Source organism: Labrenzia sp. THAF82 (assembly GCF_009363435.1).
GTDB lineage: Bacteria > Pseudomonadota > Alphaproteobacteria > Rhizobiales > Stappiaceae > Roseibium > Roseibium porphyridii.
Genome location: NZ_CP045354.1, coordinates 4312792 through 4331533, shown reverse-complemented (window position 1 = coordinate 4331533; position 18742 = coordinate 4312792). Strand labels below are relative to the sequence as shown.

The following is an 18742-nucleotide window of genomic DNA, read 5'->3' as shown; positions in this document are numbered from 1 at the left end:
TTATTGACACAGACATATTTTCCGTGCTCATCATGATGAACAGACACACGGATCCGGTCGAAAATTGCCTTGTCCGTGTCGTCAGATCACGGGAGGATCAGATGAAGCTCATGAAATCAGTTCTGGCGGCTGCCGCCGTCACATTAGGTCTTGGCGCCACGTCGCCGGCATTGTCCAACGAAGAGGGGCCGATCCTGGTTGTAAGCGGCCCGCTGTCCTGGCCGTTCTTCGCAGCGGTGAAGAAGGGCTTTGACGACGCTGCGGAAATTTTCGATGTCGACTATCAGTATATCGCGGTCACAGACACCTCGAATATGACGAGCGATTACCCGAGGCTTCTGCAGCAGGCAATCAGCCGCGAGCCCAGAATGCTTCTGGTAGGGGAGTTCTTTCCAGATGGCATGGATCCATTGATCAAGGAGGCGACTGCGGCCGGTATTCCTGTCCTCATTCACAACTCCGGCCAGACCCTTTGGGAAGGCAACGGTTCAATCGGATTTGTCGGCGAAGACCCTTATCAGATGGGTTACAAGGCGGGTCAGATACAGGCGGAAGCCGGTGTGACCACAGGCCTCTGCTTCAATCAGGTTCCCGGAAATCCGACGGTTGAAGAGCGGTGCAACGGCTATGTCGCTGCCATGAAGGAAGCCGGCAAGGAAACTGTCTACCAGACCATTGGTACGGGCGACGCGACAAACCCACAGGCGATGACACAGGCAATCAAAGGCAGCCTTCAGGCGAACCCTCAGATTGACGGGATCTACACACTGAATGCGGTTCCGGCAATGTCCGCATTGCGCGCTGTGGATGAGGTCGGGCGCAAAGGTGAGATCATGGTTGGAACGGCAGATTTGTCCAACGAGGCGCTGCTTGCGATCAAGAATGGCGACCTGGCCTTTGCCATGGACCAGCAGCCGTATTTGCAAGGGTTCATGTCCATTCAGATTGCGCATCAGTACCTGAATTACGGACTGCATCCGATCGGTCATGTCAAAACCGGACCATTGGTGATCGACAGCTCCAATGTCGAAGAAACGCTGAAGGTCAATAAGGAACACGCAGGAGTACGCGGCGCCTCTTAGGCGCCGCAAGGTTCCGGTCGGGATATCCAACCATGCTCACCTGGAGAATGACGTGCTCAGGAATTTCATGAAGCGGCCCGAAGCGGGCGCTTTCGCAGCCTTTGTCATCACTTACCTCTTCTTTGCGTTGGCAACGCCGGGAACTGGTTTTGTGTCAGTGAACGGAACCGCCGGATGGCTCAATCTTGCCGCTGAACTGGGAATTGTCGCGATTCCGGTGGGGCTTTTGATGATCTCAGGTGAGTTCGACCTGTCAATCGGTTCGACTGTCGGGGCGTCGTCCATGATCCTCGCGCTTGGCACCAACCAATACGGATTGCCGATCTGGCCAATGGTGTTTCTGGCGCTGGCTGCCGGTGCTGCAATTGGACTGGCGAACGGACTTGCGGTCGTAAAAACCAAACTGCCGTCTTTCATTGTAACCCTGGCAACCAACTTCATTGTGATCGGTGCAACGATGGGCATCTCACGCCTGATCGCCAATGTCACATCAAGTTCGATTGTTGCCTCCGACAGCGCAAAATTCGTTTTTGCAGCACGTTGGGGTCAGGCCAATATCTCTATTCTCTGGTGGTTGCTCGTCGCGTTCATTGGCTACCGGATTTTGAGCCGCAGTATTTTTGGCAACTGGATTTATGCCACGGGCGGCAATCTGGATGCTGCCAGAGGTGCGGGCGTGCCGGTTCAAAGGGTCAAGATCAGTCTTTTCATTGCAACCGGACTTGCTGCGGCGCTTGTGGGCATCCTCCAGGGCGTCCAATGGAACTCAGGCAATGCGACCTACGGCATGGGCTTTGTGTTCCAGGCACCGATTGTTGTTGTCATCGGTGGAGTTCTGCTCACTGGCGGGTATGGCAGTGTCACCGGCATTGTGCTCGGCACGGCGTTGTTCGGTGTCATTTCCAGCGGAATTTTCTACACCGGCTGGAACACGGACTGGATCCAGTTGTTCCTCGGGCTTTTGCTTGCTGCGGCCGTTCTTGCCAACAACTACGTTCGCCGGTTGGCGCTCTCAAGCAAATAGGGTCCGTCATGTCTCAGCCACTTATGGAATTGCGCGACGTCGACAAGTTTTTCGGGTCCACCAAGGCGCTCAAACACGTGTCGATGCAGGTCGAACCTGGCAAGATCCTCTGCCTGCTCGGAGACAACGGAGCCGGCAAGTCAACCTTGATCAAGGTTCTCTCCGGCTATCACCAGCCAACATCAGGGACGTTGATGTTCGAGGGCAGGCCAACAAAATTTGCCTCGCCCCGTGAAGCACGTCAGCGCGGCATCGCAACAGTTCATCAGGATGTTGGCTCCATTCCGTTGATGAGCGTTGGTCGCAACTTCTTTCTGGGTGCTGAACCCGCGACGGGCCGTTGGCCGTTCAAAAGCATAGACACACGTCTTGCCAATGAAGTCGCCGTGGAACAGATGCAGAAATTCGGCCTCACCCGCGTGACCAGCGGAGATCAGCTTGTTGGAACGATGTCCGGTGGCGAACGCCAGGTGCTGGCAATCGGACGGGCAATGTATTTCGGGGCCAAGATGCTGATCCTTGATGAGCCGACATCCGCACTGGGCGTCAAGGAAGCCGCGATGGTCCTCAAAATGATGAGAATTGCCCGGCAAAACGGTGCGGGTATTGTCTTCATCACGCATAATGCGCGTCATGCCATGAGTGTTGGCGACACTTTCGTAGTCCTGATTCAGGGAGAGGTCGCAGCGTCATTCAAGCGGGGCGAGAAGTCTCGTGAAGAAGTTCTCAATCTCATGGCTGGTGGCGAAGACATGAGTGAGCTTGAAGATGACCTTGAACAGATTGATTGACCAATGAGCCTGTTTCTAGCGGTGGATGTTGGAACCGGCAGTGTGCGTGCGGGCGTATTCAGCCAGGACGGGCAGCTGCTTGGGCAGGCCAGTCAGGACATCAGAACCTGGCACCCGAGACCGCATTTTGCACAACAGTCCAGTGCCGACATATGGAGTGCGGTGTGCGCGTCAGTGCGAACGGTCATAAACCAGGCCGCCATAGCGCCGGAAGACATTACGGGACTGGGGTTCGACGCAACCTGTTCCCTGGTTGTTGTCGACGGGCAGGGCGATCCTCTCAGCATTTCGCCCGATGGCGAACAGGAACAAGACACTGTTTTGTGGGCGGATCACAGAGCGATCGCAGAAGCTTCCAGGATCGATGAAACGGGTCACCAGAGACTGAGTGTTTCAGGCGGCAAGATTTCGCCTGAAATGCAATTGCCGAAGCTGCTGTGGATCAAGGAGAACCTTCCCTCGATTTGGCAGCAAGCTGGTCACTTCTTTGATCTTCCGGACTGGCTGACCTGGCGCGCCACGGGAAACCTGACTCGGTCCTTGTGCAGCACCGTATGCAAATGGACCTATCAGGGAGAAGCAGGCACGAAAGGTGAGGGCTGGGATGCCGAATTCTTTGCTCTTGCTGGACTGAAGGATCTCGCGGACGAGGGGTTCAGTCGTATCGGCACCGTGTGTTTGAGCCCCGCAGCCCCTCTTGGCCCGTTGAGCGAAAAGGCGGCGCAAGAACTCGGATTGACGACATCGACACTGGTCGCGGCAAGTATGATTGATGCCCATGCCGGTGCCATGGGCACGCTTGGGGTTACGGCTGACGCAGTCGGCCCGGATCGTATGGCTCTGATAGCCGGCACATCCGCCTGTCACATCACTGTTGCGCAGCAGGCGGCATACGTGCCGGGTGTCTGGGGACCTTATTATGGCGCAGTGTTGCCTGACCTTTGGGCAAATGAGGCCGGTCAATCCATGGCTGGCGCGGCAATCGACACAGTGTTGCAGAGACACAGCGCCTTTGAAGGGGCAAAAGCAGCGGCCCTAGAGCAGGGCATGACCATCTATGACTATCTGGATGATCTCCTGTCCGGTCTTGCGAGCGAAGAGCCACCATCACTTTTGACCAATGATCGTCACATTATCCCGGATTTCAACGGAAACAGGGCACCACTCGCGGACCCTCGCCGATTGGGAGTGACTTTGGGACAAACCGCGATCCCGGATATTGACGATCTTGCGCGTGATTATCTCGCCTGCATCCAGTCACTGGCCTATGGAACACGGCATATTCTCGACCAGTTGGCAGAGAATGGCGTGCGTCCGGACGCAATTGTTGTCAGTGGCGGCCTTGGACGCAACAGTCTCTATTGCCAAACCCATGCAGACGTCACCGGATTACCAGTGCTTTTGCCTGATCAGGAAGAGCCTGTTCTGCTCGGAACCGCAATGTTAGCGGCTGTGGGGTCAGGAAAATTTGAAAGCCTGAGCAGCGCTATGGACGCAATGAGCGGGCCTGCAAAGGTTCTGCGGCCGGACACCGGGACAAGGGCCTTCCATGACAGGAAGTACCGCGTCTTCCGCGCCATGCATGACGACTTTGAAACCTACCGAAAAATCATGTCCGAGTAAGGCCTGACACCATGTCCGAGAACTCCATCTACCTGTTTGCCAGCGGCGACAGCAGGGAAAGCGCGAACCGAACCTGCTGGCCGGCCCAGGAAGCCATGGAAAAGGCGTTTGCCCGGGAGTGCCGGGAACTCGGATTTGACGTCATTCGTGCGCACCGTGTCGATCCTGTGAAAGGACATGGATTTCTTGCCTCGCAGCGCGAGGGCATGGACGCCGTCGCGTCTGTTCCGAGCAACGCGAAGATCGTGGTGGCGGAGGCCGTCTGGCAGTATTCGCATCACATTCTTCCTGGCCTCACCAGTCACAAGGGTCCGATCCTCACACTGGCAAACTGGTCCGGGCAATGGCCGGGACTTGTTGGGATGCTCAATCTCAACGGCTCCCTCACAAAGGCAGGGGTCTCCTATTCAACGCTCTGGAGTGCTGAATTTGATGACGGTTTCTTTCGCGAACATCTAAAGGCATGGCTCTCAACCGGCACAATCAGTCACGAGGATAGCCACGTCGCGGACTATGATCCTGAATTGACTTCGGATGCAGACAAGGAAACGGCTGGCCGGATTGCTTCGGATCTAAGGTTGAACAAGTCCATCATGGGGGTCTTTGATGAAGGCTGCATGGGCATGTACAACGCGATCATTCCCGATGAATTGCTGATGCCGCTAGGAGTGTTCAAGGAACGCCTGTCACAATCGGCTCTCTATCATGAAACGCTTCAGGTCTCCGAAGACGAGGCCCGTGCTGTTTACGACTGGATGCGGGCAAGGGGAATGACCTTCCATCTTGGCCACGACGGGGCAACGGAACTGACCGAAGAGCAGGTTTTGATGCAATGCCGGATGTATGTCGCAGCTGTGCGGATGGCAGATGCATTTGATTGCGAAACGATCGGAATACAATACCAGCAGGGTCTCAAGGATCTGCTGCCAGCCTCCGATTTGGTGGAAGGCATGCTGAACAACACTGAACGGCCGGACGTCAAGCGTGCCGATGGCAGCGTGATCAGGCCCGGTCAACCGGTTATCCATTTCAATGAAGTGGACGAATGCGCCGGTTTGGATGCCTTACTGATAAACAGAACCCATTCGGCGCTTGGTGAGCCACTGGAAACAACGCTCCACGATATCAGGTGGGGAGATTTGGACGCCAGCGGCACGACTGATCAGTTTGTCTGGGTTTTTGAAATCTCCGGCGCTGCGCCTCCCGCTCACCATCTCGGTGGCTGGACAGGCAGTGAAAGCCTGCGCCAGCCAGCGATGTATTTTCCTTCGGGTGGCGGCACACTCAGCGGCGTTGCCAAACCGGGCGAGATAATCTGGTCGCGCATTTATGTCCAGGACGGTGCCCTGCATATGGACATCGGCCGCGGACGATGCATTGAGCTGCCTGAAAGTGAAACGGAACGACGGCGGCAAAGCACAACGCCGGAATGGCCGATCATGCACGGAGTTCTTGATGGTGTCAGTCGCGACCAGCTCGTGGGACGACACAAGGCCAACCACATCCAGGTCGTTTACGCGAATTCAGCATCCGGCGCAGATCGAGCACTTTGGATGCGCGCGCATCTGGCGCATGAGTTGAACATCCAGGTCAATATCATTGGAGACGTTACCAGATCGGGTTAAACCCGAGACGCGTAATCCTGGTTGATTTGCCTCCGTCATCCAGACAAGTCTCACAAGATTTCTGTAACCTTCGTGCAGCCCTACCGCTTCTGGCCATTGTCCTAGATCAAGGCGGGAAGGCTGCACATCCGCCAGTCTAGGGTCTTGCAATTAAGGGAGGCCTGACATGGCTCAATCCATCTTAATTCCTGTTGACCTTGCCCATAAGGACGCTTTGTCAAAAGCTGTTTCCGTGGCAGGGGATCTTGCAAAACTCGGCGACGGCGCGAAGCTCACCCTGATCGGCGTGACAAGCTCTGCAGTGACCGAAGCTGCACACAATCCAGTCGAGTTTGAAAAAAACCTTGAGGCATATGCGCGCGAGGTCTCTCAAGACATCGGACATCCAGTCGAGACACGCTCGATGATCGACAACGATGTCGCCGTTGATCTTGGCAATGTGCTTATCAAGGCGGCAGAAGACATGGGCGTCGATCTGATCGTGATGGCATCTCATATTCCCGGGTTACTGGAGCACATCTTTGCCTCCAATGCGGGGTATGTCGCCAGCCACGCAAAATGCTCTGTCTACGTGGTGCGCTGACCAGGGCCTTTGGTGGTGCAAAGAAGATGTAGGCTGACACCATTCAGGGTCGCCGACATTTTCTGCGCGCATTCCAGTCGCCGTTGCGTGGTGATGTGGCCCGAAGACCCGGAAGTTTTCATGAGGTCTCCGAGCGATCAGTCGCGGGCGGCGGCGTGCGGGAGAGGGCAGCAATCTCTTCTCGCGTCGATGGCGTCATCTCGATGTCTATGGACCGCAGTGCGGGCTCAAGCTGACGCGTGTTTCGAGCACCGATGATCGGGCAGGTTATGCCTTCATGCGCGCCGGCCCACGCAACAGCGAGACTGACGGGATCATAGCCGCCTTCGCGTGCATAAGCCGTGAACGCTTCGGCAACATCGTAAACCCAATCGTCACCATAGCGGGACGCGTACATGTCATTGTCCTTCAGGCGTCCGGCATTCTTTGGTGCCGTTCCAGAATACTTGCCTGTCAGGAGACCTCCGCCAAGCGGGCTATAGGAGATGACAGCCAACTCCTCTGATTGTGCCAACGGCAGAATTTCGACCTCCGCCTGCCGTTTCACAAGGTTATACATCGGTTGAATCACCTCGAAGCGTGACCAGCCATTCCTTGCGCTCACACCGAGTGCCTTGGCAATCTGCCAGGCCGCGTAGTTGCTGACACCGAGATAAAGGACCTTGCCCGATCGTACGAGGTCCTCAAGTCCGCGCAGGGTTTCTTCAAGCGCAGTGTTTTCGTCCCATCGATGAACGAAATAGACGTCAAGGCGGTCGGTGTTCAGTCGCTTCAAGCTCGCTTCAACGGCCTTTGTCACGTGCCTGCGATTGGTGCCGCCGTCATTGATGCCATCCCCCATTTTGCCGAACACTTTCGAGGTGATCACCAGGTCATCGCGTTCATGAGAGATCAACTTGCCGAGGATCTCCTCGGCCAGGCCATTGCTGTAGACATCGGCACAATCGAAAAAATTGATGCCCGCGTCGCGGGTCGCCTTGTATAGCTCTGCAGAAGTGGCTTCGTCCGCATCGCCGCCGAAAGACATGGTTCCAAAGCAGAGTTGCGAGACTTTGACGCCTGTGCGGCCGAGTAGTTTGAATTGCATCTTTCAGCATCCTCGAAGACAGGATTTGCATCCGCTGATGACCGGAACAGGTTCCGCGGTCCGGCAGAAGCGGATCGGAGTTTAAGTTTAAAACTTGAAGGTCAGGCACACTGGGATTGCTCTGAGCGTGCTTTTGGAGGGACATCAAGGATAGCGGTCAGAACAAGGTAATTCAATTCACGAAAGCCGACGTCAAACCACTTTATGAAATTTCGTGTTTTTTACAAAAACGCCCTAGGTCATCCGCCGTTGCCTGAAATTTAGGACGAATTGGCTGGCTGCAATCCCTTGAGCGTTAGCAGATCCAGCAGTTTTGCTGAAAGGGATAGGAGAGGATAATTCTCCGGGCATGACCCGGATAGGCCGCGCCTATTTTGCAGCGGCGAGCAGTACCTTCTCTAAAAACTGTTTTACCGGAACAAGGTGGCCGGTACCGGCCACCTTGAAAGAACGTGCATGGACTATTGCGCCGTTGGAGCGGATGACTGGGTGGTGTCCGTATCGCCGACGGCCGGCGCGCCGTCGCTTGGTGCAGAGCTCTGGGGAGCAACACTCTCATTCCCCTGTGAAGCCCCATCGGGTTGATTGGAGTTTTCGCCATTGCAAGCGGCAAGCCCAAGTAGTGACGCAGCAACAACAACCATGAACGCGCTTTTCATCTGGAATCTCTTTCCTCAAGTCTGCGCTTGCAAGTATTTATCCTTACAAGTGCGTTCGTTTAGAGTTCCCGCCCCGTCTTTGTTATTATGTTTGCGATTCTAGAAATTGATTTCGTCGATAAGTTGAAATTTTAGAGCTAAAATTGTGGAATTAATTTAGATCTATTTTCAGCTTGCTTTGTCACTGCTTGCCTTGGCTTAAGTATGATCAGTATCGGCACTGTGTGCCCTAACTCCCTGATTTGAGAGCTGTTTGGACTGTGACGGGAGCTGTTGCCTCCCATCCATCCAAGGTGTCCGATGTCCGGCCAGTCTGGCACAAAGTGTCCATTCTTTGACGCAAAAGGGATGTCTGCGGACCGTCAATTCCGGCAAAGGCGGCTGATGTCTTCCAGGCCTTGAGTTTGCTCGTGCGTTCAGCAGCCATCTGTGCGACGGAACAATTGCGATCTGGAAACGCAAGTCGCCTTTTGTTCGTCTGTTGTTTTGGTCCTCAAGTGATGCCAATCGGCACTTTTGGCCAGTCGCTGCACACTCCGAAACACTGGAAATTTTATCCGGCAGGGCGTTATAGATTTCCCGACCCAAGATTCTGATTAATCGATTAACTTAAGCGTTGACTTTGCGTTAGCGAGCTTGCTTAATCGTTAAAGCATTGGGGGCGTGATGGTCAGCATCAAGCAAATTGCCAACGACATTGGCGTGTCAACCGCAACGATTTCGAACGCGTTGACCGGCAAGGGACGTGTTTCTGAGGAGTTGGTCACGCGTATCCGGGCAAGAGCGGATGAACTTGGATATCGTCCCAGCACAGCAGCCCGCGCTCTCAAGACTGGGCAGACCGGTATCCTTGGTCTTGTCATGCCGGACCTGACCAACCCGTTGTTTCCGCGCATCGCCCAGACGCTCTCAATGGAAGCCGACAAGAGAAAACTTGGCATTCTGATTGCGGATTCGCGGGGCAGTGCGGACGAGCAAACCGAAGCATTGCGAAGACTGCTGGATCGGGGCGTGGACGGCCTTATCGTCGTGCCGCAAAAAGGCACGACACCGGATCCGATGCCTGTTCCGATTGCGGTGTTGAACACAGCTTCTGACCCTGGAAACTCAGTCTCGGCGGATCATGCGGGTGGCGGTGCGCTGGTTGCCCGGCACATTTTGGATATCGGACATCGCAAGATCGTCATCCTGGGCGGGGACGAAGTCTCCGAAGTTCAGCGTGACCGCATTGCCGGGATGCGCAGTGCCTTGCCTTCGGACATTGATGTCGATGTTTTTTGGGGTGAAGCGGGCATTGAACGGGCTGTCGCAAAGGTTCAGGCAGGCGCAACAGCGATCATGGCCACTTCAGACCTGATTGCGCTGCAGGTGCGCACCGAACTGATGCGCGTGCAGATTTCCGTCCCGGACCAGGTCAGCCTGACAGGCTTCGACAACATGTCTTTTTCTTCAATCATGCATCCGGCGCTCACGACGGTTGCCCAGAATGTCGACGAAATCGCCAGCCGCGCGATTGACATCATCTCAGCCAAAATCAGCGGCGAAACACCGGCTCAAGAAGGGGAAACCGTGCCAATGCGATTGGTGGTACGGCAATCAACATCTATCCCGAGCCAGCTTTTAACAAGGAGACGACCTCAATGACCAAGTACATATCAATCCTTGCGCTGAGTGCAGCTCTCACTGCGACCGGCGCGGCAGCACAAGACAAGCTTACCATCTCGGTCTATTCCTTCGCTCAGGATGCCTACAAAGAAGCGCTGTATGATCCCTTTGAAGAGATTTGCGGCTGTGAACTGGTGATTGAAACCGGAAACTCCGTGGAGCGCATGGCCAAGATCGAGGCGAATGCGGCGGACCCGGTGATCGACATGGCCGTGATTTCCTCCCACGACGCACTGAGCCTTGCGCGCAAGGGTCTTCTCCAGTCAATTGATACGTCAAAGCTTCAAAGCTTTGACAAGCTTTACCCGGCCGCACAGAACCCGATTGGCGACAGCATGGCTGTTGGCTACACTTTCTATGCAAGTTCAATCGTTTATCGCAAAGACCTGGTGAGCATTGAGAGCTGGAACGACCTGCTGGGCGAAAAGCTGGCCGGCAATGTTTCCCTACCGAATATCACCGGGACACAAGGGCCGCTCACCTTGATGATGCTCAACAAGGCTGAAGGCGGCGATCCGGGTGATTTTAGTGCGACGATTTCGGAGATCGGCAAACACGCTGATGACATCGTGACCTTTTACTCCCGGTCTTCCGAGCTCGCGCAGCTCATGAACCAGGAAGAAGTCATCGCTGCGCCTGTTGGCCGCTTCGCCTGGAGCCGCTTCAAGAGTTCTCCGCTTCCCTTCGCATGGGCTGATCCGAAAGAAGGCCAGGCAGGCGGCATGAATGTCATGATCATGACCGCCAACAACGGCAATGAAGAACTGGCCTATAAGCTCATGGATTATTGGCTTTCAACGGAAGTTCAGACCCGGATCGCCGAGGCTCTGATTGACAGCCCGGCAAATATGGACGTGAAGGTCAGCGATGAAGTGGCGGAAAACCTGACCTACGGGGCTGAACTCATCAACTCGCTCAACATTCTCGACCCAGCCGTCATCATCGCCAACCGCGATGCATGGGTCGACCAGTGGAACAATGAGGTCATCCGTTAAAGACGACCGGGGGCGGTCAGACCGACCGCCCTCCCACGCCCATTCGCCCGGAGCTTCCTCATGTTTCTCAACCGCGCAGAAGGACTGGCGCTTGCCCTGCCTGCCGCGCTTTTCACGTTTCTTGTGTTCCTGGTGCCGGTTGGCATCCTGTTGTCTGTTGCCTTTCAGGCTGAGAGCGGGGCCTGGAGCCTGCAGGGCTATGTTGATTTCTTCTCCGAGCCTTTGAACCAAAGCGTCTTTTTCCGCACGCTCAAACTCGGAATTCTGGTCGCCGGCACGTCTGCTGTGATCGGTTATGCGGCCGCGTTCTGCATCGTCAACCTGCCGGCAACCTCACGCGGTCGCATATTTGGACTCGTTGTTCTGCCGCTGATGATTTCTCCCGTTGCCCGGACTTATGCCTGGATTGTCATTCTGGGCCGTACCGGCATCGTCAACGACGTGATAGTCGGGCTCGGCCTGTCGGAGTTGCCCATTCGTCTGCTGTTCACTGAAACGGCTGTCTTCATTGGTCTTCTTCAATTGTTTCTGCCGCTCATGATCATTTCCCTGGTTTCCGCCATGGAGAACATCCCCCGCGACGTTGTTCCGGCAGCTCGTGTGCTGGGCGCCAGCTGGTTCCAGGTCTTTTTCCGGGTGATCCTGCCGCTGACCAAGGAGGGGCTGGTCATTGGCGGTACGCTGGTCTTTACCGGCGCGCTTACGGCCTACATCACACCGGCCATTTTGGGAGGATCGAAGGTCCTAATGCTGGAGACGCTGCTCTACCAGAAGGTCAATGTTTCAAACGACTTCGTGTCGGCAAGCGTTATTGCCATGATCCTGATCGTCATGTGTTTCTCGGCCAATCTGGTCCTGAAGCGCATTGCCTCGGTGCGGAGGTAGACCGTGTCCCGTTTAACTGTCTGGCTCATTCTGGGTGCAACGCTCACATTCCTGATCGGCCCGTTCCTGATCGTCATTCTCGCAGGCGCTTCAGCCGGAGAGGCTTTGTCTTTCCCGCCTCAGGGCCTGTCTCTCAAATGGTACGCCAAGGTTTTCACGGTGGAGAGCTTCCGGGCCAGCTTTGCCTTGTCGATGTTCCTTGCGATCTTTGGCACGTTGGCAGCGCTGTTGATCGGCATCCCGGCTGCCTATGCGCTCAACCGCTATGATCTGCCCGGCGCAGAGACCATCCGGACAATTGTTGCTGCGCCAATCATCGTGCCCGGCATCATCGTTGGGCTCGCGCTTCTGCGTTACTTCGTTGTGCCGCTTGATGTCACGATCACCATGGCGCTTTTCGCGACACACACCGCTCTGGTGCTGCCCTATGCGGTGCGTGTTGTGTCCTCGAGCCTGAACAATTTGCGTGCCGATATGGAAGAGGCTGCGGTCATTCTCGGGTGTACCCGGCTGCAGGCGTTCACCAAGGTTGTCCTTCCCAACATCAGGGGAGGCATTCTGGCAGCTTTCATTCTGGGTTTCGTCACCAGCTTCAACGAAGTTCCGGCTTCGTTGTTCTTGTCGGGACCTGGCGTGCGCACGCTGCCGATCGACATGCTGTCCTATATGGAAATCACCTTCGATCCGTCGGTTGCAGCGCTGTCGGCTCTGCTGGCCTTCATGTCGGTCGCCATCGTATTTGCCGCCGAACGACTTCTGGGGTTCTCTCGTTATGTCTAACGCATTCGTTTCATTGTCGGATTTGACGCTGTCCTATGGGCAGACGGTCGCTGTGCCGGATCTCAATCTGGATATCCGAAAGGGCGAACTGATCGCCTTGTTGGGCCCATCGGGCTGTGGCAAGACAACCACCATGCGCGCAATTGCTGGGCTTTTGACGCCGACAGGCGGGAAGATCATGATCGACGGCGCGGACGTGACCCGGACACCGGCAAACAAGCGGGGCATCGGCCTTGTTTTCCAGTCCTATGCGCTCTTTCCTCATCTAAGCGCCTTTGAGAACGTTGCGTTCGGGCTCCGGCTTCGCAAGTTGCCGGATGCACAGGTGCGAGCCAAAACGGAAGCCGGCATGGCAACGGTTGGCCTGAAGGGCTTTGAAGCCCGCAAGCCTGCCGAAATGTCCGGCGGACAGCAACAGCGCCTGGCACTCGCCAGGTCTCTGGTGATGGAACCCAAGGTCCTCCTGCTTGATGAACCGCTGTCCAACCTGGATGCACGACTTCGGCTGGAGATGCGCAATGAATTGCAGCGGGTGCAAAAGGACACCGGAATTACGATGGTTTTTGTGACTCACGACCAATCAGAGGCCCTGGCCCTGGCTGATCGGGTCGTGTTGATGAAGGATGGCAGGATAGAGCAACTGGGGTCACCGTCAGAGCTTTATGCCGAACCCAGCACAGCGTTTGCAGCAAACTTCATGGGGTTTGAGAATATCTTCCGGATGGAGGGAACTGATCTTGTCTCTGACCATGGTCGATTGCCGCTTGGCTCTGAAGTTACCGCCCCCATGCTCGCCTGGCGCCCGAGCGGTGTCGCGGTCGGGAAGGGGCCACACACCGGCCGGGTGATTGCAAGCAGTTTTGCCGGCGACCACCGGGAATACGTGATCGACAGTCCGCTGGGGCAGATCAAGGCCGATGCCTCAATCGAGCTTCCTGAAGTGCCGCTCGGCGAGCAGGTTGCATTTGATCTTCCCCAGGCAACCGCACGGCAATTGGCAGCGTGACAGCAATTTGGGTCGATACGGATTTCGGGTTTGACGACCTTTGGGCGCTTCTCGTGCTGAGGTATCTTGGGCGGAATGTGGCTGGCGTCTCCCTTGTTGCGGGAAACGCACCGCTTGCTCAGGTAACAGCCAACGCACTGGGCGCTAAAACCTCTTACGGGTTCGACTGGCCAGTATGGCAGGGAGCAGCAAAGCCGCTGAAGCGTCCGTTGGAAACCGCTGAGCGCATCTTGGGCCCGACAGGCATCAGAACCAGGGGAATGGTGCTGCCAAAACCGGATACTAACGCGCCTTCTGAAGGTGCGGTGCAGGCTCTTGCAAACTGGCTTTCAGATGGCGCGGGCGCTGAACCCGAGGTTTTGGCGCTTGGGCCACTGACCAATATTGCTTTGCTTTTGCAGCAGTCGCCCGAACTGGCTGACCGGATAACGCGGCTGATCTGGATGGGGGGAAGCGCGGGCAGGGGAAACCACACGCCTCTGGCGGAGTACAATGCCTTTGCGGACGCAGACGCATTGGCCTATGTGCTGTCGACCGGCATTCGGTTCGACATTGTCGATCTGTCATTTTGCCGAAAAGTGACCTTTGGACCAAAGGACATGCCCCTGACGGACCAGCTGACCGGTGACCTTCTCGGAGGTTATCTCGACATTGCCTTGGAGCGCGGACGGTCCGCAATGGCGATCTACGATCCTCTGGCCGCACTGGCCGCGGCGCAGCCGGACTGCATAGGCTTTTCGCCATGTGCCGTTGAGGTGTCGACCAAATCTGACGAGAGCTATGGCGCAACGAACGTCTCGCACGTCGCAGCGTCCAAAGTGAGACTTGCAACAACTGCCGGAACCGATCTTGCCCGGCTCTGTCTGAGTGCATTGAAACGGGAGGCCATGGATGGCCCAAGATAGCAACATCAACGCGCCGGAATTGCGGGCCCGCGCTGTGAGAGCTGCCCAGGGCCTGGAACCGTTCGATCTCCTCATATCGAACGCGCGGTTGTTGGATATGGTCACGGGCCGGGAACGGGACGCCGATATTGGCATTGTCGGCGGGCTCATCGCCAGCGTTCGAAAAGCAGGCTCAAAGCCCGATTCAATTGCAAGTCTCGATGCCGGAGGCCGATACGTGGTGCCCGGTTTTATCGACACGCACATGCATGTTGAAAGCTCGATGGTGACACCGGCCGAATATGCTGCGGCCGTGGTTCCGCGCGGCGTGACCACCATTGTCTGGGATCCGCATGAATTCGCCAACGCATGCGGTCTTGCCGGGGTTGATTATGCGATTGCGGCCGGCAAGGAGGTGCCGCTGCGCTTGCTTACCCTTGCGCCCACATGCGTTCCCTCCGCACCCGGGTTCGAGGCAAGCGGGGGCGACTTTGACCCGGATCTGCTGACAGAGCTTCTGGCAAGACCTGACATACATGGCGCTGCGGAGTTGATGACAATGCAGCCGCTGTTGAATGGCAACGACAGGGTCCAGGGCATCGTGAATGCCGGTCTGGCAAGCGGTAAACGTGTGTGCGGACACGCGCGCGGCCTCAACGACGGCGCATTGTCGGCCTATGCCGCAGCCGGTGTTGAGACAGACCATGAACTGTCTTCAGCCGAAGATCTGATTGCACGTCTTGAAGCCGGTATGACCGTTGAATTGCGCGGTTCGCACGAACATCTCCTGCCGGAGTTTGCCAAGGCCATTCTCGACTTGGGCCATCTTCCGCAAACGCTCACACTCTGCACCGACGACGTCTTCCCGGACGATCTCCAGCGCCAGGGCGGTCTCGACAACGTCATCCGTCTCATGATCCATTTCGGACTTCCCCCGGAGTGGGCCTACCGCGCAGCAACTCTCAACGCGGCAACGCGCATACGGCGACCCGACCTTGGCCTGATCGCGCCGGGCAAACGTGCCGACATCGTTCTCCTTGACGATCTTGCGCAGGTGAAGCCGAGCCTTGTTGTTGCAGATGGCAAAACTGTCTCTGAAGATGGCAATCTGACAACGCCCTGCCGCAGCACCGAGCCGCCGGCTGCGCTGCGCAATTCCGTGTCCGTCGCCGAATTTCAGGCTGATGATTTTGAAATTCAGGCTCCCGGCTCCAGCGCACAGATCGCGGTTCTTTCAAAACCGCGTTTTCCGGTCTGGGGGTCAAGAACGGTCGATGTGGAGGCGGGCAAGCTGATCCTCCCTGACGACATGATCCGTATGGCCGTTGCGAACCGCTACGGGCAAAATGCGCCCGTCCGGGTCGCCTTTCTGGAAAAGTGGGGCAGGTGGCGCGGCGCATTTGCAACAACCGTTTCCCATGACAGCCACAACCTGACAGTCTTCGGCCGTGATCCTTCTGACATGGCTCTGGCCGCCAATACTGTCCGGTCTTCAAACGGCGGAATGTGCGTGGTCGCCAAAGGCGAAGTGATTGAAAAAATAGAACTTCCCTTGGCGGGCCTGGTGAGCGAAGCACCGCTGTCGGAGATCGCCGTGCGCTTCGCCGCTCTGCGCCAAGCTCTCGATGCCTTGGTCGACTGGGAGCCGCCCTATCTGGTGTTCAAGGCACTCTTCGGCGCATCTTTGGTCTGCAATGCGGGACCACGCCTGAGCGATGTCGGCATCGTTGATGTCTTCAAGGGACGTGTTCTCGAGACGCCGGTGCTGTCTTTGGACAGCTCACTTGAGTGAGCAGTCGGGTCCTTAGACATGACTGCATTGCGGCAACATGAATTCCCTTTGGCTCTTGAGCCCTTTTCTCGAACGTTGCCCGCATCGTCGGAGAATGCAACCCCGAATGGGTGTTCTGCGAAAACGTCTCGGGACTCTGGACCTTCAATCCGAATTTTTCGGACTGGATGATGGGTTGGCCAATCGGGTTGAGCGATCCCGTACAGCCGGTAACGGGCTTGTCCCGCTGGTCACAGCTTATGCGTGGCGAACTCTCAAGGCAGCTTTCTATTGAAGAAAAATGACAGCTTTGGGCGGGAAATAGACATTTGCTACTATGCAGCTGATCGGCTCATTTCAATGAAACGCAGACACTCGGTTTCAAGCATTTAACTTGTTATGTCATGGATTAAGCTTAAAGTTGCATTGCGCGGATCTACGTGCAGGGACGACGTTTGAATAGACCAAAGGAATTTCATCAAGTGAGTACAGCCATCAAACGCGGGTTTATCTCCGACTCTATACAAAACGCAGCGACTGAATTGAATGTTACCGAAGACGACGCGTTCATGCATTGGTTTTACTCCGTCTTGTTCGATGCTGATCTGGATGAAGTTCCAGATGATGAACTGGTCGATGGGGCCGGTGAACGGCAAATCGACATCTTTAAGATTGAAGTGGATGACAGCAGCCAATCAGTTCACATTCGTCTAATTCAAGTCAAAAACACACAAGGTTTTTCCGCGAATACCGTATCGCTTATGAAGGTTGGCATAGAATTTATTTTTTTGGCCAAGCAGGCCGAATATAAAGACAATCCAAATGTAAAACTGGTGGAAAAGATAGAGAACGCAAGAGAGCTGATCAGGCAATATGGCAACAACAGCGTGAGCGTATCTTGTTACTTTGTAACACTTGGTGACGAAGCGGACATTGCGGAAGAAGCTATAGCCAACAAAGGCAATATTCTGCGAGACTTTTCGGACAGTGGAGTTTTCGCCAGCTTTGATTTTCACTTCATTGGGGTCAATGAACTCGATCGAATAAACAATTTGAGGCGAAACAGAGTTCGCCAAATCGATGCAAACATTCCGATTGTGTATGATGCAAACCGACCTTCGATTGTCGAATTTGACACTGGTGGTGTCAGAAGCGTTCTTTGCACAGTTAAGGGAAGTGACCTTGCAAAGCTTGCACAAACTGAGCCACGAGATGCGATCTTCGACGCAAATGTCAGAGGTAATCTGGGCCTTGGTGGGCAGGTAAACAAATCGATCTATTCGACCGCTACTAGCGACGAAAAATCAGACAGTTTTTGGTACATGAACAACGGTGTAACAATGGTCTGTGATAGCTTATCGATGGTTAGAGACCCAGACGCGCCCTCAGTTCGAGTCGAGAAAGTACAGATTATCAATGGTTGTCAAACAACGTCATCATTACGTTCCGCTTTTGAAGATGAAAAACTAAAAGACGACGTAAAGGTTCAAGTCAAAATCTACGAGTCGCACGACTTTGAGTTTGTGAACAATGTAGTTATAGCAACGAACAATCAAAACTCTATTGGTTCTCGTGACCTGCATGCAAATGACGAGATACAGCAACTCATCCAAAGGAAGATCGACGAAGATTTTGGCCTGTTTTACGAAAGAAAACGAGGAGAAGCAAAGAGTGCGGGTGTACCTAAATCCGAGGTGATTGGTATGGAAAAGGCAGGCCAAGCTTATTTAGCTATATTCAAGAACCAGCCCACCGTTAGCCGCGCTCAAAAGTACAAAGTGTATTCCCCGGAGTTTTACAATGACATCTATGGCAAAGCACAGCCTTGGCAGCTAGCGGCTTCCCACGAAATTTACAGGTTCGCGGAAACTCGAGGGAGAAGAGCCTACCGAGAGCTCGCTCCAGATGATCCTTCACGAAACATCCTGAATTATGGTGTCTTCCACATTTGTCGGATTTTGTGGTGGGTATTGGAAAATGAGCTAGATTTGGATCCTCGAGATGAGGCCGCAGCAATGGCTGTCGCTCGAGAGGAAAACGACTCGCTTGAGACTGCATATGATAGAGCAAACAACATTCTCTTCGAGGTGGTAAACAAGAACAATGAGAGCCTCATCAATCTGAACAATTATTTCAAAAAGGCGCAATCCCAACAGAATATCAACCAATACCTTCAGAGCCAGCTCGACCAAGCTGCTGAGAACTGACCCGTTAGAGGCTGTGTGCAAACAGCTAATGGCCGCTTTGTTGACTTTGATTGCAGCACCTGTTTCAAGCGAGGA

The 18742-nt window shown here is 55.1% G+C and carries 17 protein-coding genes; 15 read left to right on the top strand and 2 right to left on the bottom strand.

Annotation, left to right across the window (positions count from 1 at the left end; genetic code table 11):
• Window positions 1-101 precede the first annotated feature (101 nt).
• The 6 genes from FIV00_RS19900 (at window position 102) to FIV00_RS19875 (ending at window position 6728) form a co-directional block, all read left to right on the top strand.
• Complete coding sequence (locus FIV00_RS19900; protein WP_173006073.1) at window positions 102-1082, top strand: sugar ABC transporter substrate-binding protein; 981 nt, start codon at window positions 102-104, stop codon at window positions 1080-1082.
• Between the two features lie 52 nt (window positions 1083-1134).
• Complete coding sequence (locus FIV00_RS19895; protein WP_152502385.1) at window positions 1135-2106, top strand: ABC transporter permease; 972 nt, start codon at window positions 1135-1137, stop codon at window positions 2104-2106.
• An 8-nt stretch (window positions 2107-2114) separates the two neighbouring features.
• Window positions 2115-2897 (top strand): ATP-binding cassette domain-containing protein, encoded by a 783-nt coding sequence (locus FIV00_RS19890; protein ID WP_152502384.1) that lies wholly within the window; start codon window positions 2115-2117, stop codon window positions 2895-2897.
• A gap of 3 nt (window positions 2898-2900) precedes the next feature.
• Window positions 2901-4520, top strand: a complete 1620-nt coding sequence (locus FIV00_RS19885) for an FGGY-family carbohydrate kinase (protein ID WP_152502383.1) — start codon at window positions 2901-2903, stop codon at window positions 4518-4520.
• Window positions 4521-4531: 11 nt separating this feature from the next.
• A complete protein-coding gene (locus FIV00_RS19880) occupies window positions 4532-6145 on the top strand; it encodes a fucose isomerase (RefSeq protein ID WP_152502382.1) in 1614 nt (537 codons plus the stop codon).
• Window positions 6146-6311: 166 nt separating this feature from the next.
• A complete protein-coding gene (locus tag FIV00_RS19875) occupies window positions 6312-6728 on the top strand; it encodes a universal stress protein (protein WP_152502381.1) in 417 nt (138 codons plus the stop codon).
• A 118-nt stretch (window positions 6729-6846) separates the two neighbouring features.
• On the opposite strand, the gene FIV00_RS19870 is transcribed toward FIV00_RS19875, so the two are convergent.
• Window positions 6847-7815, bottom strand: a complete 969-nt coding sequence (locus tag FIV00_RS19870) for an aldo/keto reductase (protein ID WP_152502380.1) — start codon at window positions 7813-7815, stop codon at window positions 6847-6849.
• Window positions 7816-8276: 461 nt separating this feature from the next.
• Entirely contained in the window at window positions 8277-8474 is a 198-nt protein-coding gene (locus FIV00_RS19865) for a hypothetical protein (RefSeq protein ID WP_152502379.1), read from the bottom strand.
• Between the two features lie 666 nt (window positions 8475-9140).
• Between FIV00_RS19865 and FIV00_RS19860 the strand changes: the two genes are divergently transcribed.
• From FIV00_RS19860 to FIV00_RS19825, 9 genes are all read left to right on the top strand, one after another.
• Entirely contained in the window at window positions 9141-10118 is a 978-nt protein-coding gene (locus FIV00_RS19860; protein ID WP_152502378.1) for a LacI family DNA-binding transcriptional regulator, read from the top strand.
• Entirely contained in the window at window positions 10115-11134 is a 1020-nt protein-coding gene (locus FIV00_RS19855) for an extracellular solute-binding protein (protein ID WP_152502377.1), read from the top strand. The genes FIV00_RS19860 and FIV00_RS19855 overlap by 4 nt, the downstream gene beginning before the upstream one ends.
• 60 nt (window positions 11135-11194) lie before the next feature.
• Window positions 11195-12019, top strand: a complete 825-nt coding sequence (locus FIV00_RS19850; protein ID WP_152502376.1) for an ABC transporter permease — start codon at window positions 11195-11197, stop codon at window positions 12017-12019.
• 3 nt (window positions 12020-12022) lie between these two features.
• On the top strand, window positions 12023-12799 hold the full coding sequence (locus tag FIV00_RS19845; protein WP_152502375.1) for an ABC transporter permease: 777 nt from the start codon (window positions 12023-12025) through the stop codon (window positions 12797-12799).
• Entirely contained in the window at window positions 12792-13805 is a 1014-nt protein-coding gene (locus FIV00_RS19840; RefSeq protein ID WP_152502374.1) for an ABC transporter ATP-binding protein, read from the top strand. Before FIV00_RS19845 ends, FIV00_RS19840 begins: the two co-directional genes overlap by 8 nt.
• Window positions 13802-14710: a nucleoside hydrolase gene (locus tag FIV00_RS19835; protein ID WP_173006071.1), complete on the top strand. Its 909-nt coding sequence runs from the start codon at window positions 13802-13804 to the stop codon at window positions 14708-14710. The genes FIV00_RS19840 and FIV00_RS19835 overlap by 4 nt, the downstream gene beginning before the upstream one ends.
• Entirely contained in the window at window positions 14697-16481 is a 1785-nt protein-coding gene (locus FIV00_RS19830) for an adenine deaminase (protein ID WP_152502372.1), read from the top strand. Before FIV00_RS19835 ends, FIV00_RS19830 begins: the two co-directional genes overlap by 14 nt.
• A gap of 106 nt (window positions 16482-16587) precedes the next feature.
• Window positions 16588-16755, top strand: a complete 168-nt coding sequence (locus FIV00_RS29860) for a hypothetical protein (protein ID WP_173006070.1) — start codon at window positions 16588-16590, stop codon at window positions 16753-16755.
• A gap of 187 nt (window positions 16756-16942) precedes the next feature.
• Window positions 16943-18667, top strand: a complete 1725-nt coding sequence (locus FIV00_RS19825; RefSeq protein WP_152502371.1) for an AIPR family protein — start codon at window positions 16943-16945, stop codon at window positions 18665-18667.
• Window positions 18668-18742 lie beyond the last annotated feature (75 nt).